Annotated in this window: 19 protein-coding genes; 10 read left to right on the plus strand and 9 right to left on the minus strand. The window is 32.0% G+C overall.

The window, feature by feature from the left end; translation table 11 throughout:
• Positions 1-257 precede the first annotated feature (257 nt).
• Entirely contained in the window at positions 258-506 is a 249-nt protein-coding gene (locus ACFEL2_RS01800) for a hypothetical protein (RefSeq protein ID WP_341751287.1), read from the minus strand.
• A 237-nt stretch (positions 507-743) separates the two neighbouring features.
• Here ACFEL2_RS01800 and ACFEL2_RS01805 point away from each other — a divergent pair, with 237 nt between their 5' ends.
• The 4 genes from ACFEL2_RS01805 to ACFEL2_RS01820 all read left to right on the plus strand — a co-directional run bounded on the left by ACFEL2_RS01805 (position 744) and on the right by ACFEL2_RS01820 (position 3,504).
• Positions 744-1,004, plus strand: coding sequence for a hypothetical protein (locus tag ACFEL2_RS01805; RefSeq protein ID WP_341751286.1), 261 nt, complete (start codon positions 744-746; stop codon positions 1,002-1,004).
• Between the two features lie 491 nt (positions 1,005-1,495).
• Positions 1,496-2,245 (plus strand): DUF1376 domain-containing protein, encoded by a 750-nt coding sequence (locus ACFEL2_RS01810; protein ID WP_375332115.1) that lies wholly within the window; start codon positions 1,496-1,498, stop codon positions 2,243-2,245.
• Positions 2,246-2,438: 193 nt separating this feature from the next.
• On the plus strand, positions 2,439-3,254 hold the full coding sequence (locus ACFEL2_RS01815; protein WP_341751284.1) for a hypothetical protein: 816 nt from the start codon (positions 2,439-2,441) through the stop codon (positions 3,252-3,254).
• 16 nt (positions 3,255-3,270) lie between these two features.
• Positions 3,271-3,504 (plus strand): helix-turn-helix transcriptional regulator, encoded by a 234-nt coding sequence (locus ACFEL2_RS01820; RefSeq protein WP_341751283.1) that lies wholly within the window; start codon positions 3,271-3,273, stop codon positions 3,502-3,504.
• A gap of 341 nt (positions 3,505-3,845) precedes the next feature.
• Here the strand turns inward: ACFEL2_RS01820 and ACFEL2_RS01830 are convergent.
• From ACFEL2_RS01830 to ACFEL2_RS01840, 3 genes are all read right to left on the minus strand, one after another.
• A protein-coding gene (locus tag ACFEL2_RS01830) for an IS5 family transposase (RefSeq protein ID WP_375332116.1) occupies positions 3,846-4,609 on the minus strand; the annotation gives its coding sequence in 2 pieces (ribosomal slippage) (positions 3,846-4,252 and positions 4,252-4,609; 765 coding nt in all).
• A 62-nt stretch (positions 4,610-4,671) separates the two neighbouring features.
• Positions 4,672-5,037 (minus strand): transposase, encoded by a 366-nt coding sequence (locus tag ACFEL2_RS01835; protein WP_375332117.1) that lies wholly within the window; start codon positions 5,035-5,037, stop codon positions 4,672-4,674.
• 82 nt (positions 5,038-5,119) lie between these two features.
• Positions 5,120-5,275: a hypothetical protein gene (locus ACFEL2_RS01840; protein ID WP_375332118.1), complete on the minus strand. Its 156-nt coding sequence runs from the start codon at positions 5,273-5,275 to the stop codon at positions 5,120-5,122.
• A 509-nt stretch (positions 5,276-5,784) separates the two neighbouring features.
• On the opposite strand from ACFEL2_RS01840, the gene ACFEL2_RS01845 reads away from it, so the two are divergent.
• Together ACFEL2_RS01845 and ACFEL2_RS01850 are read left to right on the plus strand one after the other, a co-directional pair.
• A complete protein-coding gene (locus ACFEL2_RS01845; protein WP_375332119.1) occupies positions 5,785-6,822 on the plus strand; it encodes an IS110 family transposase in 1,038 nt (345 codons plus the stop codon).
• Between the two features lie 447 nt (positions 6,823-7,269).
• Positions 7,270-9,357, plus strand: a complete 2,088-nt coding sequence (locus tag ACFEL2_RS01850; protein WP_375332120.1) for a hypothetical protein — start codon at positions 7,270-7,272, stop codon at positions 9,355-9,357.
• A gap of 142 nt (positions 9,358-9,499) precedes the next feature.
• On the opposite strand, the gene ACFEL2_RS01855 is transcribed toward ACFEL2_RS01850, so the two are convergent.
• A complete protein-coding gene (locus ACFEL2_RS01855) occupies positions 9,500-9,976 on the minus strand; it encodes a hypothetical protein (protein ID WP_375332121.1) in 477 nt (158 codons plus the stop codon).
• A gap of 292 nt (positions 9,977-10,268) precedes the next feature.
• Here ACFEL2_RS01855 and ACFEL2_RS01860 point away from each other — a divergent pair, with 292 nt between their 5' ends.
• From ACFEL2_RS01860 to ACFEL2_RS01875, 4 genes are all read left to right on the plus strand, one after another.
• The gene (locus tag ACFEL2_RS01860) at positions 10,269-10,793 is read left to right on the plus strand and encodes a hypothetical protein (RefSeq protein WP_375332122.1); all 525 of its coding nucleotides are present in this window, start codon (positions 10,269-10,271) and stop codon (positions 10,791-10,793) included.
• Between the two features lie 62 nt (positions 10,794-10,855).
• A protein-coding gene (locus ACFEL2_RS01865; protein WP_375332116.1) for an IS5 family transposase occupies positions 10,856-11,619 on the plus strand; the annotation gives its coding sequence in 2 pieces (ribosomal slippage) (positions 10,856-11,213 and positions 11,213-11,619; 765 coding nt in all).
• A gap of 189 nt (positions 11,620-11,808) precedes the next feature.
• Positions 11,809-12,117, plus strand: coding sequence for an HU family DNA-binding protein (locus ACFEL2_RS01870; RefSeq protein WP_341751944.1), 309 nt, complete (start codon positions 11,809-11,811; stop codon positions 12,115-12,117).
• A 528-nt stretch (positions 12,118-12,645) separates the two neighbouring features.
• Positions 12,646-12,912: a hypothetical protein gene (locus ACFEL2_RS01875; protein WP_375332123.1), complete on the plus strand. Its 267-nt coding sequence runs from the start codon at positions 12,646-12,648 to the stop codon at positions 12,910-12,912.
• On the opposite strand, the gene ACFEL2_RS01880 is transcribed toward ACFEL2_RS01875, so the two are convergent.
• From ACFEL2_RS01880 to ACFEL2_RS01895, 4 genes are all read right to left on the minus strand, one after another.
• On the minus strand, positions 12,854-13,315 hold the full coding sequence (locus ACFEL2_RS01880) for a hypothetical protein (protein ID WP_375332124.1): 462 nt from the start codon (positions 13,313-13,315) through the stop codon (positions 12,854-12,856). The genes ACFEL2_RS01875 and ACFEL2_RS01880 overlap by 59 nt on opposite strands.
• 290 nt (positions 13,316-13,605) lie before the next feature.
• Positions 13,606-14,172 carry an SCO4402 family protein gene (locus tag ACFEL2_RS01885; protein ID WP_341751279.1) on the minus strand — a complete coding sequence of 189 codons (567 nt, stop codon included), beginning with the start codon at positions 14,170-14,172 and terminating at the stop codon, positions 13,606-13,608.
• Positions 14,173-14,340: 168 nt separating this feature from the next.
• Complete coding sequence (locus ACFEL2_RS01890; protein WP_375332125.1) at positions 14,341-14,823, minus strand: recombinase family protein; 483 nt, start codon at positions 14,821-14,823, stop codon at positions 14,341-14,343.
• A 198-nt stretch (positions 14,824-15,021) separates the two neighbouring features.
• Positions 15,022-16,119: a transposase gene (locus tag ACFEL2_RS01895; RefSeq protein ID WP_341751277.1), complete on the minus strand. Its 1,098-nt coding sequence runs from the start codon at positions 16,117-16,119 to the stop codon at positions 15,022-15,024.
• Positions 16,120-16,310 lie beyond the last annotated feature (191 nt).

Consider the following 16,310-nt stretch of genomic DNA (forward strand, 5'->3'; position numbering starts at 1 on the left):
TATATCAAGCACCGCACAAGTCAAGTTGAATTATTATTAAATTACCCCATCTCCTTCAGTATTAGAGCCAAGTGTAACATTTTTTTAGTATTAATAATTTTTGGTTATTGTAAATAAATTGTTCTGACACGTAGTAGTGTGCTACATCAGTTGGTTTGTTATTAAACTATTATTTTAGCTCTTTTAAGGCTATTACACGGCTTTTTAGTGTTCTTATGGTAGGGGAAATCAGTTTTTTAAATTATTACGCTCTAAGTCTAAATAGGGGCTTTTTTTAAATCATATTTCATCTTACTTTGCTCATCCCTTTGCTTTTTTATCTTATAATCGGTAATCTCCTGACAAAAACCTATTAGGTTTCTAGCTGCTGTGTGAAGTTCTTGGTCTGTAAGTTTACCTTTAGACATAATTGTTAGTTTGCTAACAATTGCTGTGTAAATTTCTTCAGACGAACGTTTATCTCTGTCTATTTCTTTTATCATCTGCTGTATATAAGCATTTTGCATAATATTCCCCTGTTGTTAAGCTTTTAGTCCTACTGTTTTTATATTACTGTTAACTATTTTTTTTTGATTTACAATAGCCATTTCATAACGTGAAATGATCTATAACTGATAAATTCCTGTCTTATTTGGTTTTATATATAAAAAAATTTCATGATTTGAAAAATTTTCTTAAATTCTTTGTATTTAGACAACTAATAGTGTTTTGTTAGTAAGGATTAAATATTAATGCTAATCGTTATGAAATTACTCACATGGTTAGAACTGTCTAAAGTGTCCGTACGAGAATTTGCTAAAATGATAGGTAAGAATCAAAGTTTAGTACATAAATATGTCTACGAAGAAACAATACCTGGACCTAAAGCTATGATCAAAATTTACACGGTTACTAAGGGAGCAGTTGATGCCAACATTTTTTTTAAGCTTTCTGACCAAATATTTGAAGAAGAATTAAAAAATAAAAAGAACCCTCCCAAACCTGAAATAGATTTTAGCTATTAATACTATCAGTTCGTTATAAATCTCTATTTTTATCGACCAATTACTTAAGCTAGTTAAGTGGTAGAGAATAATCTTATATTTACTAGCTTATCTATAACATTGTACTTCTAGGTTGTTATTTTTATTACATATAATCATTTAAGTTGATTATATGTTTTATAGCTAAGCGAAATAGCAAGGTTATTATTAGTTGTAAATATCAATAAAATCTTCTTAATTATAGGTATTAAGTGATAAAAGTTATCCACAAAATCCGTGCATTAATTTGTGGATGAATATGTGTATAATATGTGGATATCACGTGGATAAGTTTTTTTACCCTGTGGATAAGAGGTGAAATTTGGATTTTTTTATAACTTTTTTGGGATTTTTTTTGCATTTTTTTAGGTTTTTTTTTGATCTATACGCTCGTATAGTTTTTTTTTGCCATTTTTTGAGAGTTTTTTTATGAGTTTTTACAGCTAAATTATCTAAAATTATAGGAGATTATTATGTTAAAATCTAAGAGCAAACCCTTTTCTCTATCATCTTTTCTTCATGGCACTAATTTACTTAGACATGATGAATTAGGAATTTACATTAGACTACTTGAACATATGTGGATAAGTGGTGGAAAATTGCCAAATAATGACCAAAAATTAGCATATTTTTTAAATATTTCGCTAAAAAAATGGCAAAATTATAAAAAAATTTTGCAAAAATTTTTCATTTTTTCTGATAAAACCTTTGCACATTTGGAGTTGAAAAACGAATGCCAAAAACTCATAAAAGTATCACAACAAAATTCCTTGAATATAGCAAAGAGATGGGAGAAATATCGTAGTCAACTGATCGAATCTGCAGGGGAAAAAGATACCCCCTCTAATGATACGGTCGTATATACGAACGTATATACGACCGTAATACGATCGTATTACCTACGCGCACGCGCGTCTAAAGATAATTATATTGATATAAGATTAGAGGATGATGATAGGCTTGTGGATAAGTCACCAGTGATTGCCAAATTAGCAAAAACCGAAATAGCAGAACTAACTCAAAAGCTACAAGGGTTGTTCAATAAGCACGATATGGTTTTACCAGTAGATGCGTCGTTGCTTATAGAATGGCTAGAAAGTGGTATTAGCAAAGATTTTATCTACCAAAAAATCGAGCAAGTAGTAGCTCGCATTTGCCTGCATCAACTTCAACACCCAAGATCATTTGCTTATTTCACCCCAGAGATAAAACGTTACTGTTAGGCAGGGTAGTAGTAAGTGGAAGTTAAAGGTGCATTTGATAAAATAAATTTCACAATATGAAATAATTTAAATTATTTTTTTGTTTTAGTCTTTCTTTTTTATACAAAAGACCATTTCATGCAATGAAAAGCCTATTGTTTTATAAAAAAACCTTGTCATACTGTGATTAATAAAGGCAATTAGAGTAAAAATTATGAACAAAACTACCTTAGAAAAATCTCAACCTCAGCTTGCTTCAATGAAGCCAGTTAATGGACTTCTTGCAGAATTTGCTTCTGTGCAAGGATTTGACGGAGACTCAGAACCTCAATCCGCAGCGTACTCAAATTCTGTTACGGATTTGAGTCTAGACTCATTGTCTAAATCACCAGCAGAAGTAGTATTATGCGAGAAGTCTAATGAAATTTACAAAAATAGTGAGAGTAAGCATGAACAAAATGGTAAAAAAATGATTAAATATCCAATGAGTGAGCGGCTAATGAACCAGTGTTTAATCAATGAAGTTGTGTTTACTGGTTTAGTAAAAAATGTACTACAAGCAAAACTGATTGACCAATTAACTGGTACGTTTAACTTACAGATTCAAGAATTTGGCTATCGTCAATTTTTAAGCAATGGCACAACTATGGGCTTCTGTACCCGGAATTTTTGCACCAAAAATATTGACAATAGCCAAAACAAAAATCTTAGCTACCAATCTCTAATACAATTCTACAGTCAGCAAGCATGTAACAGTTTTGTCATTTACCAAAGAACCAAAGATAAAATTGAAGGGTTTTATTTTTTGCCATCAACTAATAGTCCGGAAATTATTAGCTATTACCTTAGGCACTTTGAATCTTTTGAACAGTTTATTAGTCTTGTAAGTCTTTATGTTAGCCTAGTTCTAGGTAGTATAAGATGCAGTAATTCATACTGCCAAAACTTACACAACAATAACTTATACGTAAAAATTTTTAGCCCCAATAGCTTGGCAGAATTATTTCCTGAAAGGGTTTTAAGCAACTAACTAAAATAACCATATTATGCAAACAACTAAAATTAACGTAAAATATTTAGGCAAGTCTTTCATTCTTACTCAAAGAGCTATGGAATGTCTTACACTTGCAGCTCTTGGCTTTCCTAAAAAGCACATAGCAGCTAGACTAGGCATATCGTACAGAACTGCAGAAAAACATATAACAAATGCTAAAAATAAAATTGGCATCTATCACCACCGACAATTATTAGATTTTTTATTTTCTTACCAACTGTTATAAGTAGCCTACTACCTATTACTGATAATACAAATCAATAGACTTCTTTCGAAACTCTACTTCTACTGGTGATTTGTACGTCGATGCGGTACTCGAATCCTCACGTACATTAGAGTACGCTGCGGTTCTGCGTTCCGCGTCTCCTTCAAATCCCTCAGCACAAGCGAGTTTCGAAAGAGCAATTATCTTTTATCTAAATTTCATAAAGTATTCTGTAGTCACCGTATCTATATCGATAAAGACCTTTGTATTTACCAATTAACGGCTTTCCTAATTTTTGTGGCATCGATATTAAATAGTTTTCCACTTTATTATATATTTTTAACTTGTTTTAGGGTATGTCGTCACGAGATTTTAGCCCACATTAGTAATCCCCTTAGACAAAGACCAGCCATATATGATTTTGTATTTTTAGCATATCTTGTTGCTATACCACGCCATTCTTTAAATTTCTGAAATGTATTTTCAATAATGTGCCTTAACTTATATAAATCCTTATCTATCTCTCTTTGAATCTTCCTGTTTCTTTTTGATGGTATTACAGGAATTATATTTGCTTGCTCAGCAAATTCTATTATACTATTTGTGTCGTAAGCTTTATCTGCCATAAGGCATTCTGCCTCTATATTTTTTATTAACTCATGAGCTTGAGTGCAATCATTTCTGGAATCTTCTGTAACAATAATTCTGACCGGCATACCATACGCATCCACGGCCATATGTACCTTTGTATTGATCCCCCTTTTGTTCGACTAATCTCCTGATTGCCACCTTCTGCCCCAAGTCCTGCTTTATGAACTTTTATAAATGTAGAATCTATCATTAACCATTCAAAATCAGGCTCTTTTATAAAAATATTTAGTAACCCCTCCCATACTCCACTATCACGCCATCTACAAAATCTTCTATGTACGTTCTTCCAATTACCATAATCTGGAGGCAAGTCCCTCCACGGAGCTCCTGTTCTAAATATCCACATCACTGCATTGATAAATGTTCTATTGTCTCTTGCAATACCTCCCCAACAACCTTCCCTGCCAGGCAAATGCTCTTCTATCTTATTCCATAGTTCGTCTTTTATATCATGTCTTCTATGGGCTATACTCATAGTTTCTTCTCACCTATTTTTATTGCTATAATTACTATAACAAATTCTACAAAACTATTCAATCACAATCTCATGACGACACTCCCTAGCTTGGAATCGACAAGTTCTTTTCTATTTGATAAGTCCAAGCTTTGTAGCTTTCCCACAGCCCAATCTCTCTCTACTATTGTTTTTCCAAGCGTTTTCGCTAATTCATCATTTTGTTCTTTCAGCATATTAATTTGTTCCTGATATTTACTTACCAGTTTTGCTGGTTCAAAAGCCAATGCTGCATTTGATATAAATTGTTTCTTCCAATTACTAATTGTCTTGGAGTTTATCTCATATTTTGATGCTATCACTGATAATGGACTCTCTTCTTTCAGCACTTCTAATACTATCCTAGTTTTTTCTTCAGCACTAAAAACTCTTGCTTTTTCTTTTGTCATTTTTCCTCCTAATTTTTTCTTATTATTTTATCTTAATTAGGAAACTTTTTACTCTATTTTCTTGTCCATTTTCTTCAGTCCATTATACTACCTGATTCGGTATAAAAATCTTCTCTCCCAAATGAAATTTAGCGATATCTGGCAAATGATCACTATTACTCGCGTAAACATTTTTCATGATTCTTTTAAGATTTTCGATATCTTTTGACTTGTTAAATTTGACAACAATTTTTCTCATATAATCCCCTGTAGTATCTGTGTTGTAGGGGAATTATTATATCATAAAAAATCACAATTTGCATCATATTTTATTCCCACCAAATTTTATATTCCCACAAATTTTTTTATAAATATACTTTACATATCAAAATATATTAGATATAATATGTAAAGTATTTAGCTCTAGTGATAAAAGTTTTAATTTTATAGCACTTAGTGCTGGGTTATAGGAACGAACAACCGTCATCGCGAGGCACGAAGTGGCACAACTGTTGAAAGTTAGAAGAGGAAGCTGTTCTAGGCGAGGAAATGTCATTGCGAGAAGACCGGAGGTCGACGAAGCAATCCACTTATGGTTACTTTTATGGATTACTTCGTCGACCTCCGGTCTTCTCGCAATGATGGTATGGACGCCAATGATAAGAAAGAAAAAAAACTTATCAACGGTTTCAAATGATATTAAAATATCAAAGAACCAAAACCTAAAATAGGTTTGTATTTTTTTAATAATTTTATGAGGTCCATACCATGAATGATTATAAAGTAATAGGAATTGATTTGGCAAAAAGAAAATTACATTTTGCTGCAATAAATTTAGAAAATAAAGTTGTATTAAAAAAAGCAATGGATAGAAAAAGCTTTTTTGAAAATTTATCAATAATGTTTCCAAAGTCAGAAACTTTTGTATTTGAAGCTTGTGGTGGAGCTCATTATATGGCTCAGAGGCTTGAATCAATGGGGCATAAAGCAATATTACTTAAACCTAAAGATATAAAGGCATATGCAAAAATTCGTCAAAAGAATGATATTAATGATTCAATTGCAATTTGCAAAGCATCCTGTGATCCGGATTTAATGCATGTCAAAGCTAAAACAGTGGGAGAGCAAGAAATATCTTACCTGCATAAAGCAAGGCAGAATATAATACAACAAAGGATTCAGCGCAGTAATGCTCTGATTACCTCATTATTTGAGCTTGGCTATTTGGTAACATGTGGAAAATCTACATTTGCCAAAACTTGTCAAAATTTTGTAAATCTTGCACTAGAAGAGGGATTTATTAACAAAACTATTGCTGTTCAAATGTTGCTTGATTGTAAGGAGATTAGCCAATTGATAGTACGGGAACAAATGTTAGATAAAGAAATAGCAGAAAGAAATAGGTGTTCTGAGAAAGCAAAAATTTTAGAAACTATTCCAGGAATTGGCACAATTAATGCAAGTATTTTAAGCATTAAACCGGTTGAAGCATATGATTCTGCTAAGGATTTTGCCGCATCTTTGGGGCTTGTACCGAAACAAAATACCACTGGTGGTAAGATTATTTTAGGTAGAATAACCAAACAAGGTGATAGATATGCAAGAACAATGCTAATACAAGGAGCAAGGTCTTTATTAATGAGAAGTTATAAAAAGAATCCGCCTCAAGGGAAGTTATCAGAATTTATCGAAAGGTTAAAAGAAAAAGGGAAATCGTTTAATGTAATGGCAGTAGCCATAGCAAATAAATTAGCTAGAATAACTTATGGTTGTTTGATAAGTAATAGCAACTATCAGGTACTATAATAGTTATTTGGTGCAAATTTACGTTATAAAGTTGCTAGGTGGTTAGTGGCGTGCTATAAAAATTGATAAGTAATATGAATAAAACAAAGTAAAAAATAAAAACGATAAGTTGAGGAGATAATAAATAAGCATTTTGGATAAAATCCGTTGTAACGTCATGGTACTTTGATACCGCCGCGATGAGTGTATCTCTCCAGGATCTTAGCAGAATGCAGAAACCATTATGGCACTTTGATGCCGAATATATGACTGCTTCATTTTTTCTACTATTTTTTGTTTTTTTACTTGTGTTTTTATTGGCGTCCATATATGACGGAGTAATGTTAGTCGGATTAGTTATATAACGTAAAAGACTATGCTAATGTCGGCGACACAGATGGAATAACAGTACTTTATTGATAACTATAAGTACTAATTGCTTTAGATCGAAATAAAAGAGAGGAAAAAATGTCCATAGAAGAAATTATTATACGACAAATAACTACCAACTCTATTACTACCCTTAACCTTAGTTATAAACAGATATGGAATAAAACAGCAAAGGAGCTAGCAAAAGCCTTAAAGGATAATAACTCTATTACTACTCTTCAGCTTAATCATAACCAAATAGGAGATGCAGGAGCGAAATCGCTAGCAAAATCCTTAAAGTACAATAACTCTATTACTACTCTTGACCTTCATAAGAACTGGATAAGAGCTGTAGGAGCGGAATCGCTAGCAGAATGCTTAAAGACTAATAAATCTATTACTACTCTTGACCTTGGACAAAACCAGACAGGAGATGCAGGAGCGGAATCGCTAGCAGAATGCTTAAAGGATAATAAATCTATTACTACTCTTAACCTTGAAGAAAACCAAATAGGAGATGCAGGAGCGAAATCGCTAGCAGAATGCTTAAAGGATAATAAATCTATTACCACTCTTTCCCTTTCTGTTAACCAGATAGGAGAGGCAGGAGCGAAATCGCTAGCAGAAGGCTTAAAGGCTAATAAATCTATTACTACTCTTCAGCTTAATTATAACCAAATAGGAGATGCAGGAGCGAAAGAACTAGCAGAAGGCTTAAAGGCTAATAAATCTATTACTACTCTTAACCTTCATAATAACCAAATAGGAGATGCAGGAGCGAAAGAACTAGCAGAAGGCTTAAAGGCTAATGAATCTATTACTACTCTTGACCTTCAGGATAACCATATAGGAGATGCAGGAGCGGAATCGCTAGCAGAATGCTTAAAGGCTAATAAATCTATTACTGCTCTTGACCTTCAGGATAACCATATAGGAGATGCAGGAGCGGAATCGCTAGCAGAATGCTTAAAGGCTAATAAATCTATTACTGCTCTTGACCTTTCTTCTAACCAGATAGGAGATGCAGGAGCGGAATCGCTAGCAGAATGCTTAAAGGCTAATAAATCTATTACTGCTCTTGACCTTTCTTCTAACCAGATAGGAGATGCAGGAGCGGAATCGCTAGCAGAATGCTTAAAGGCTAATAAATCTATTACTTCTCTTAACCTTTATGGTAACCAAATAGGAGCTGCAGGAGCGAAAGAACTAGCAGAAGCCTTAGAGAACAATACTACTCTTACTGATCTTGTTCTGCAATCTACTAATATAGACCATAATTTAGAAGAAGACATAAAGACGAAACTGCAACGTAATAAACAAATAAAAATTAGTGAATCATTTAAAGCTATTATATCTAAAATTACTCTAGGAACTGATGGTACTCTGTTACTTTCTTGGGATGAAGAAGGCAGTAAGCAAAATAGTGTATTCAATAAACTCAAAGAGTACAATGAGGGATATGGGGCATTCTTTACAACAGTATTAGAACAGATTATAGCCCAATCTATCTATAAAAATGAAGTACATGTTTATCAAGATGAAATAGAACAATTATCGTTTGCTGCTAGATCAGCCGCTTTAACAAAAGTAACACAAACACTATTGAAGCGTTTAGGATTCAATGAAAAAACTGTTGATGAATTTAACTCTAAGATAGCATGCATTATCAATGAAGCAAAAGAAATATTTCTGTTCGAGTTGGATATATTGAATGTTTATAATGCATTTGCTGAACATGCATCTGCTGAACATGCATCTGCTAAAACTGCATCTTTACTATATTATGAATCAGATAATATCTCAAAAGAATTTACTAAAGGTGTCAGAGATGTTAATGAACAATTAAAAACCTTGTGTGACCAGTATCCTGATCTTGAGAGGCCAGGAACTGTCTTGGAAAATGCTCTTAAAACTGACTTAGCCATTTACAAGGATACTAATATTGAGGGAAGGTTAAAATGCTATGCTAAAGCCAAAACTTTTAAAAATAACCCTCCAATACAAGAATTATTAGATAATTTTGCAGCTGAGTTTGATAAGCTTTCTAACCTAGGCTTAGAAAGCTCATTAGTATCTCAAAATGAAAGCCCTGATGGTCTATTTAATATTCATTTATCAGATACTAGCGATACGCAAAGCGTTCCAATGATATTGGGGGATAATACAGATTATGAAACTGCAATATAACTAACCCGTTAAAGTTCTAGATAGTCTCTTGTCATTGCGACTCATCTTCGAGATAAATATGAGCAAGAATTATGCTTCAAAGCAGGATTGCTATGCGGTGTGTGGGGCGAAACTTTGCATTTTAGTTACTGACTACATATTATCATTTTGCAGATTTTGTCATTTGGGGCATAGTTAAATCAAATAAATTGAACAAATTCTGCTGGGATTCTGTTAATTTTGGTAATCTTGCTACTTTACAACCTTTGATAGTGTAATATAAAAAACATATTTTATCTAATTCTCTTAATGCTTCCTCAATGGTCACATTATATTTACCGTCCTTAGTTACTCCACAACCCTGTTTCAACTTGTTTTTCATATAGTGCCATATTTTTAATGCCAACATACAGACAAATACATGTCCCTTTGTTCTATTGCTTTTCCTTAGAAAAATCGGCCTTACTTCCAGTAACCCCGTCTTCATGCTGCTAAAATTCGATTCTACTTCATGTAAATTATGGTAGGCTTTGTCAACCAATTCTTTACTCATCAGTTTAATTTCAATCTGTGTTTCAATCGCATAACAACCATCAAGAGCAAATAACTCTTTTTTCTTATCTTGATCAATTGCAACCACTATTTGGTTGCCGTCTAATTTTAGGTTGATAAATTTATCTATCCGCCATTCTTCAGCAATTTTTTGAATATTATTTAAACCAGTTTCTGGCTTTGCTTTCTTATGGGTTGATACATATATACTCTTCTGCTTTAAAGAATTGTTTTTTGAAAATATCAGGGACTCGCATACTCACGTACTATAGTACGCTGCGTGTGCTCGCCTATAGTACCCTACAATTTTGAGATGATGGAGAAGAAAGGTTGATTTAGAGGGGAGTGAAGTAGTATAAGGTAGGTATTTTTGGAACAAAATGCATAATATACTACTTCAAGAATTTATTTTATATATAGACGGAAATAAATCAAGATTAAAATGTTTGGTCGGTATGGTAATTAGTTTGCTGACGGGCAGTTCAATTTATCAAAAAGGTTTAGCACTTGGTATTTTAGGCGATGCTAAAGCAACGTCAAAAACTCATAGAATTTATCGTTTTTTAAAAGATTTTAATTTTGATTATATGAAGGTTGGTTCTTTGCTATTAAGCTTTTTTGCTTCAAAAAATTATGTTGTAGCAATGGATAGAACAAGTTGGAAATTTGGTAAATCCGATATTAATATTTTATTTTTAGTAATGGTAATTGGTAAAATGTCGGTGCCAATATTCTGGAAGACTCTGCCGCATGGTGGTGGGTGTTCTGCAGAATTTATGAAGGAATTCTTGCAGAAATTTATTAATAATTTTGGCGTTGGAAGAATAAAATATTTGCTTGCTGATCGAGAATTTATGAATAAAGAATGGTTAGACTTTCTAGGGAGTGTCGTCATGAGATTGTGATTGAATAGTTTTGTAGAATTTGTTATAGTAATTATAGCAATAAAAATAGGTGAGAAGAAACTATGAGTATAGCCCATAGAAGACATGATATAAAAGACGAACTATGGAATAAGATAGAAGAGCATTTGCCTGGCAGGGAAGGTTGTTGGGGAGGTATTGCAAGAGACAATAGAACATTTATCAATGCAGTGATGTGGATATTTAGAACAGGAGCTCCGTGGAGGGACTTGCCTCCAGATTATGGTAATTGGAAGAACGTACATAGAAGATTTTGTAGATGGCGTGATAGTGGAGTATGGGAGGGGTTACTAAATATTTTTATAAAAGAGCCTGATTTTGAATGGTTAATGATAGATTCTACATTTATAAAAGTTCATAAAGCAGGACTTGGGGCAGAAGGTGGCAATCAGGAGATTAGTCGAACAAAAGGGGGATCAATACAAAGGTACATATGGCCGTGGATGCGTATGGTATGCCGGTCAGAATTATTGTTACAGAAGATTCCAGAAATGATTGCACTCAAGCTCATGAGTTAATAAAAAATATAGAGGCAGAATGCCTTATGGCAGATAAAGCTTACGACACAAATAGTATAATAGAATTTGCTGAGCAAGCAAATATAATTCCTGTAATACCATCAAAAAGAAACAGGAAGATTCAAAGAGAGATAGATAAGGATTTATATAAGTTAAGGCACATTATTGAAAATACATTTCAGAAATTTAAAGAATGGCGTGGTATAGCAACAAGATATGCTAAAAATACAAAATCATATATGGCTGGTCTTTGTCTAAGGGGATTACTAATGTGGGCTAAAATCTCGTGACGACATACCCTAGTCATTATTCTATCATTAATGACTAAAATTACGCCATTCAATTAGGTAACTTACAGTCAAATAACAAAAATTTATTGATTTAAGGTATTAAAAATTCTAGATTTTTTCTAGATTTCAACTATTATTAAGTTTTTAGTGAGAGTAACCACACTAGATTATAATCTCAAGGAAGTTTCCATGCACAAAATAGAACTAATTGAGTATATAGCAAATAGAGAAGGTTGTACTAAAAGTGAAGCTGAAAAGGTTATTAATATCTTTACTAAATCAGTGACTTCTATACTTGCCGAAGGTAAAGAAATAATGCTAGTAGGTTTTGGTAAGTTTTACTCTAGTAAAGTTGCAGCTAGAGCTGGAAAAAACCCAAGAACTGGTGAAACAATTAATATTGTAGCTTATGTGCAACCTAAATTCTCTGCTGGAGAAAAGCTAAAATCTGCTTGTAATAGCCATAAAATCTCAAAACCAACAAGCATAAAGAAATAATGAATAATCAAATTGTTTGATTTGCATTATATTGGGATTTAAGATATCATCATTAAGATGCCGATACCAAAAGAAGTAAGTTATAATAAAATATACTTCTAATCAATAGATTTGCTTTTTAGAGAATTGCCTGCAAAAGCTAAGTGTATCGGCTTGCAATAATAAACACGAATTCCAGCAATCAAGGACAATTTGTGACTAAGATTAAATGATTCTATAAATCAGCTTGGCTAACTTTATTTGCAACTATTAAATTTGTTGTGTAAATTTATTTCTTATTATATAATTTCCGTCTTTTTAGTCAGTTGATGTGGAGCATTCAATTAATTTAGAAATTGCTTGTTTATTAATTTCTTTTTTTCACGGTGTCGGTATCTTTTGACACCAATCTATCCTAGATAACTTGGAACTCAAATGATTAGTTTTGAAAGGTATCTATTGAAAATAAATTTTTAAAAAAGTTTCATTTTATAAAATTGTATGCAGGAATGTTATATACTGATATTTAATAGCAAGAAGTAAATCTATATGGCAAATAACTTTGTTAAAGTTGATTCAAAACAACGATGGAAAGATGCTGTATCTAAATTTAAACGAGCAGTAGTTCCAGAACAGAATGACCTTGGTAAATTATCAGAAGACCTTATTGACAGTGTAAGAGTCAGAGTGGTAAGCACTATAGAGTCTGATAAAACTAAACCTTACCTTGAAGAAATTGCTAGAGCTAAACAAACTATTAATGGTTATGAATACCCAATTGTTTTAATCCAACCCATTTATAATTTAAAGAATTAGATTCAAATATATGGATACTACTGATATTTCTAAAAACGATATATATCAAGGTTTCTTCATTTGGAACAAGAGTATTTTTTGTAATTTCTATTTTATCATATTTCCCAAATAACTTCTCAAAGAAAGAAGGAGTAAGGTTACATGTTTTATCTGTTAAGTTTTTTATTTTTAAAGTCGCACCAACATAACGTCCTAGGTTATAAGGGGTATCTTTATTCTCTGTACTGATCAATTTATTTACTTGATCTATTTGTAAGATTTTTGTAATGGTGGAAAAAAGTATAGAATAGCTCTTAGTTTCATTATTAGATTTTTCTAATTCTTTAATAAGTTGATTGGTAATTGACCTATCTTCAAAAAATACATAAATAGGGGATATTGTGAATATTAAACAAAAGCTCATAGCTATTGAAGCAAGGAATTGCTCTAGAATAAACTTCAATTTCAACCATTCAAATGTAAATCTTATTATTAGGAAATATATAAATCCTATTGCTAGGAAAGCAATAAAATAAACAATCGTTATAATATTATACTTTTTTTTAATTAATTACATTACGCGAAAATGGAGTATGCCCATCCAAAACTGGGGCGAAGCCATGACCCATTTTCTGATAAAATTTGAGGACCGAATTTAGTGCCTATTTTTAAATTTACACAGTTAAAAATCCAGAGCCTTTTATAATAAAAAATCTATGCGAATACATCTGTAATTAAATTATTTAAGTTTTTGTCTAATTCAGATCGTTTATAAATTATTGGCTTCTCGTATGGTATCATTTCATTTCCTGCTTCTGCATTTTTACGTTCTACATACGTTCCATACTCATGAAAGTCCATGTTATTAAACTTTTCATAACACTCTTCGTAAAAATTATACTTTTTATTATTCTTACCCATCATATCATATATATTTTTAGACCATCTCCATACTTTTGACCATTGAGGATGGTTAATATAAGCATAATCTGGTTGCAAATCTCCTATTTCCTCAGTTAAATTATCAAGAAAACAAGCAAAATTATAAACCTCATTTACTTCTTCTCGAGTGTATAATATACGAATTAAGCTCTGCCTTGCTCCCATAGGGATTTCCAACCCCTCATCATATAAATCGTTAAATATATAATAGCATAAATTATCCCAATATCCATGTACTGCTCCTCCTATCCACTCTTTCAATTGCCTCTCCTTATTAGATAATTCTTCAAAGGTACTAAATATATTATGTCTTAAATATGGCGAAGTGATCCAAATCATTTTTTCCCTAACATAATGTTCTTATACTGTGTTGATAGTATATACCAAATATAAGAATTAAAGTGTACAAAACTTACGCTATGTGATGTTCTAAATAGCGTAAGTTTTGATACTTTTTACCATTGTAAACTACTAATTTTAGCATAGTCTAGTATAGAAACACTTTAATTATGTTAACTCTGCTTGCCAGTTATAAAGGGTTTGTCTAGAAATTTTTGCCATTTTTGCTATATATGATACTGGATAATTGCCAGTTTTCATCATTTTTACATATTCCTTTCTTACGGATTTATCTGATGAATGAACTCGACCTTTATACTTTCCTAGTTCTTTTGCTCTTTTCATCCCTTCATAAATTCTTCTATTTATTAAGCTTCTTTCAAAATCAGCTATAGAACCCATCATATTGAACATCAACATTCCTGCGTCTGTTCCAGTATCCATTTGTTCCTTTAGACTCTGAAAATTTATAGAATGACTTTTTAAGTGGCTAATTATATCTATCAAATCTTTTAAACTTCTACCTAACCTATCAATGGAAGCAATAACTAAAGTATTACCAACTTGAATGCTATCTAATAGTTTTGTTAGCTCAGGTCTTTTAGAATTCGTACCGCTAATAATTTCAAAATAGACTTCTTTACATCCCATATTTTTTAATAACTCATGTATGGAACTACCCAAAAATGCAAGAAAAAAATAATACTTGACAGAAAAAAAGCAAATGCAGTCATGTATTCGACTTAAGGCTCAATAAAGTGCCATAGCCCTGATGGAATTCGCTAACTTATGAACTTTAACATTATCACCTTAACGACTTCATTTGAGCCTGTGAGTTAAACAGTTTTTTCATAAGCTAAGGTTTGTCTTATTCATCATCAATATTATCATCTCTCGCATATTCCTTGGTTGTAGTTCCAACATGGCAGCCTGATTTGCTCGTAAAATTAATTTATACTTAAGTGCAAAATGATTCATACAAGTTTTTAATTGGAGTATCTCAAGTTTACAAAAAGCTATAATTGAAGCAAAAATATGATTCGATTGTGATATAACCTTTTTTGTTGGTGATTTCGCTAAACTAGCATTTTGCTTTATTGATTTATGATAAACCTCTATTTGCCACCGTTTTTGGTAGATTTCGTATAGATGATCAGCATCATGGTTAAGATCATTTGAAACTAAATAGAGAATACCAGTTGAGTTATCTTCGTTTATGAAGACTTTTTTAATGAGCATTACGGGAAATTCTAGCCCCTTAAGCCACACCTTAATCGACTGACCATCTTTCAGATTTAATGATGTCACTTGTTGAAATTGACCTTTTATTTTATCTTCTAGCGACAAAGCAAGAGTACGATTTGACTTTATACCGATTATAAAATACTTATTCAAATTATGTATATATTCCAAATTATCTTTTGCTCCAAACCAGTTATCGGCTAGCACATATTCAAACAACACTTTGTTTGCCATACTTTGTTTTATCAAATTACGAAAATGTTCGTTTTTAGTTAGGCTAGCTTTCTTCTTGATTTTTTTACTGGCTATATCAGAAAAAACTACATCCTTATGGACAATCTCATATCCTACTGCTAAAGTAACGTTTCCATAACGAACAAGGCATGATAGTATATTTACACCTTTAACATGCCTAGATTTAGCATGCGAATAATGCCAACACATAATCTCGTTCTCATCAGTATATGGCTTCTCTTCAATTGAATCATCTAATATTAAAACACCGCCTGCTTTCTTCTCATTTCTCCTGACTTCGGCTTTGATGTAAGTCCAAAGTTCTACTGATCCTAAAGCCTTACCATTTAAAAATCTAGTAAACTTATCATAACTTATCTCGCCGCATAATAAATCAGCTAATCCAGTAGCTGTTGCTTTGTTATTTTGGCAAATTAAATAATCACTATAGATATCTAAGGTTTCATACATTTTTATTAATCTTTATTTGATACAACTAACTATATTTTAACCATTATTTTTATCCAGCTTTTCTTTACTCTGCGTAAGATGAGATATTAAGTGTTTTAATGTTACAAATTAACCTCAAACGTTAAAATCTAGCTCTGCTCTTATAAATTAATTGGCAACTCGGGTTAAACAACAAAATAAATGGGTAAAAA

The organism is Candidatus Tisiphia endosymbiont of Temnostethus pusillus, assembly GCF_964264675.1.
In the GTDB taxonomy this organism is placed as follows: domain Bacteria; phylum Pseudomonadota; class Alphaproteobacteria; order Rickettsiales; family Rickettsiaceae; genus Tisiphia.

Bases quoted from the DNA above. Each gene is read 5' to 3' on its own strand.
- ACFEL2_RS01800 (WP_341751287.1), bottom strand. From the start codon at position 506: ATGCAAAATGCTTATATACAGCAGATGATAAAAGAAATAGACAGAGAT.
- ACFEL2_RS01805 (WP_341751286.1), top strand. From the start codon at position 744: ATGAAATTACTCACATGGTTAGAACTGTCTAAAGTGTCCGTACGAGAA.
- ACFEL2_RS01810 (WP_375332115.1), top strand. From the start codon at position 1,496: ATGTTAAAATCTAAGAGCAAACCCTTTTCTCTATCATCTTTTCTTCAT.
- ACFEL2_RS01815 (WP_341751284.1), top strand. From the start codon at position 2,439: ATGAACAAAACTACCTTAGAAAAATCTCAACCTCAGCTTGCTTCAATG.
- ACFEL2_RS01820 (WP_341751283.1), top strand. From the start codon at position 3,271: ATGCAAACAACTAAAATTAACGTAAAATATTTAGGCAAGTCTTTCATT.
- ACFEL2_RS01835 (WP_375332117.1), bottom strand. From the start codon at position 5,037: ATGACAAAAGAAAAAGCAAGAGTTTTTAGTGCTGAAGAAAAAACTAGG.
- ACFEL2_RS01840 (WP_375332118.1), bottom strand. From the start codon at position 5,275: ATGAGAAAAATTGTTGTCAAATTTAACAAGTCAAAAGATATCGAAAAT.
- ACFEL2_RS01845 (WP_375332119.1), top strand. From the start codon at position 5,785: ATGAATGATTATAAAGTAATAGGAATTGATTTGGCAAAAAGAAAATTA.
- ACFEL2_RS01850 (WP_375332120.1), top strand. From the start codon at position 7,270: ATGTCCATAGAAGAAATTATTATACGACAAATAACTACCAACTCTATT.
- ACFEL2_RS01860 (WP_375332122.1), top strand. From the start codon at position 10,269: ATGCATAATATACTACTTCAAGAATTTATTTTATATATAGACGGAAAT.
- ACFEL2_RS01870 (WP_341751944.1), top strand. From the start codon at position 11,809: ATGCACAAAATAGAACTAATTGAGTATATAGCAAATAGAGAAGGTTGT.
- ACFEL2_RS01875 (WP_375332123.1), top strand. From the start codon at position 12,646: ATGGCAAATAACTTTGTTAAAGTTGATTCAAAACAACGATGGAAAGAT.
- ACFEL2_RS01880 (WP_375332124.1), bottom strand. From the start codon at position 13,315: ATGAGCTTTTGTTTAATATTCACAATATCCCCTATTTATGTATTTTTT.
- ACFEL2_RS01885 (WP_341751279.1), bottom strand. From the start codon at position 14,172: ATGATTTGGATCACTTCGCCATATTTAAGACATAATATATTTAGTACC.
- ACFEL2_RS01890 (WP_375332125.1), bottom strand. From the start codon at position 14,823: ATGGGATGTAAAGAAGTCTATTTTGAAATTATTAGCGGTACGAATTCT.
- ACFEL2_RS01895 (WP_341751277.1), bottom strand. From the start codon at position 16,119: ATGTATGAAACCTTAGATATCTATAGTGATTATTTAATTTGCCAAAAT.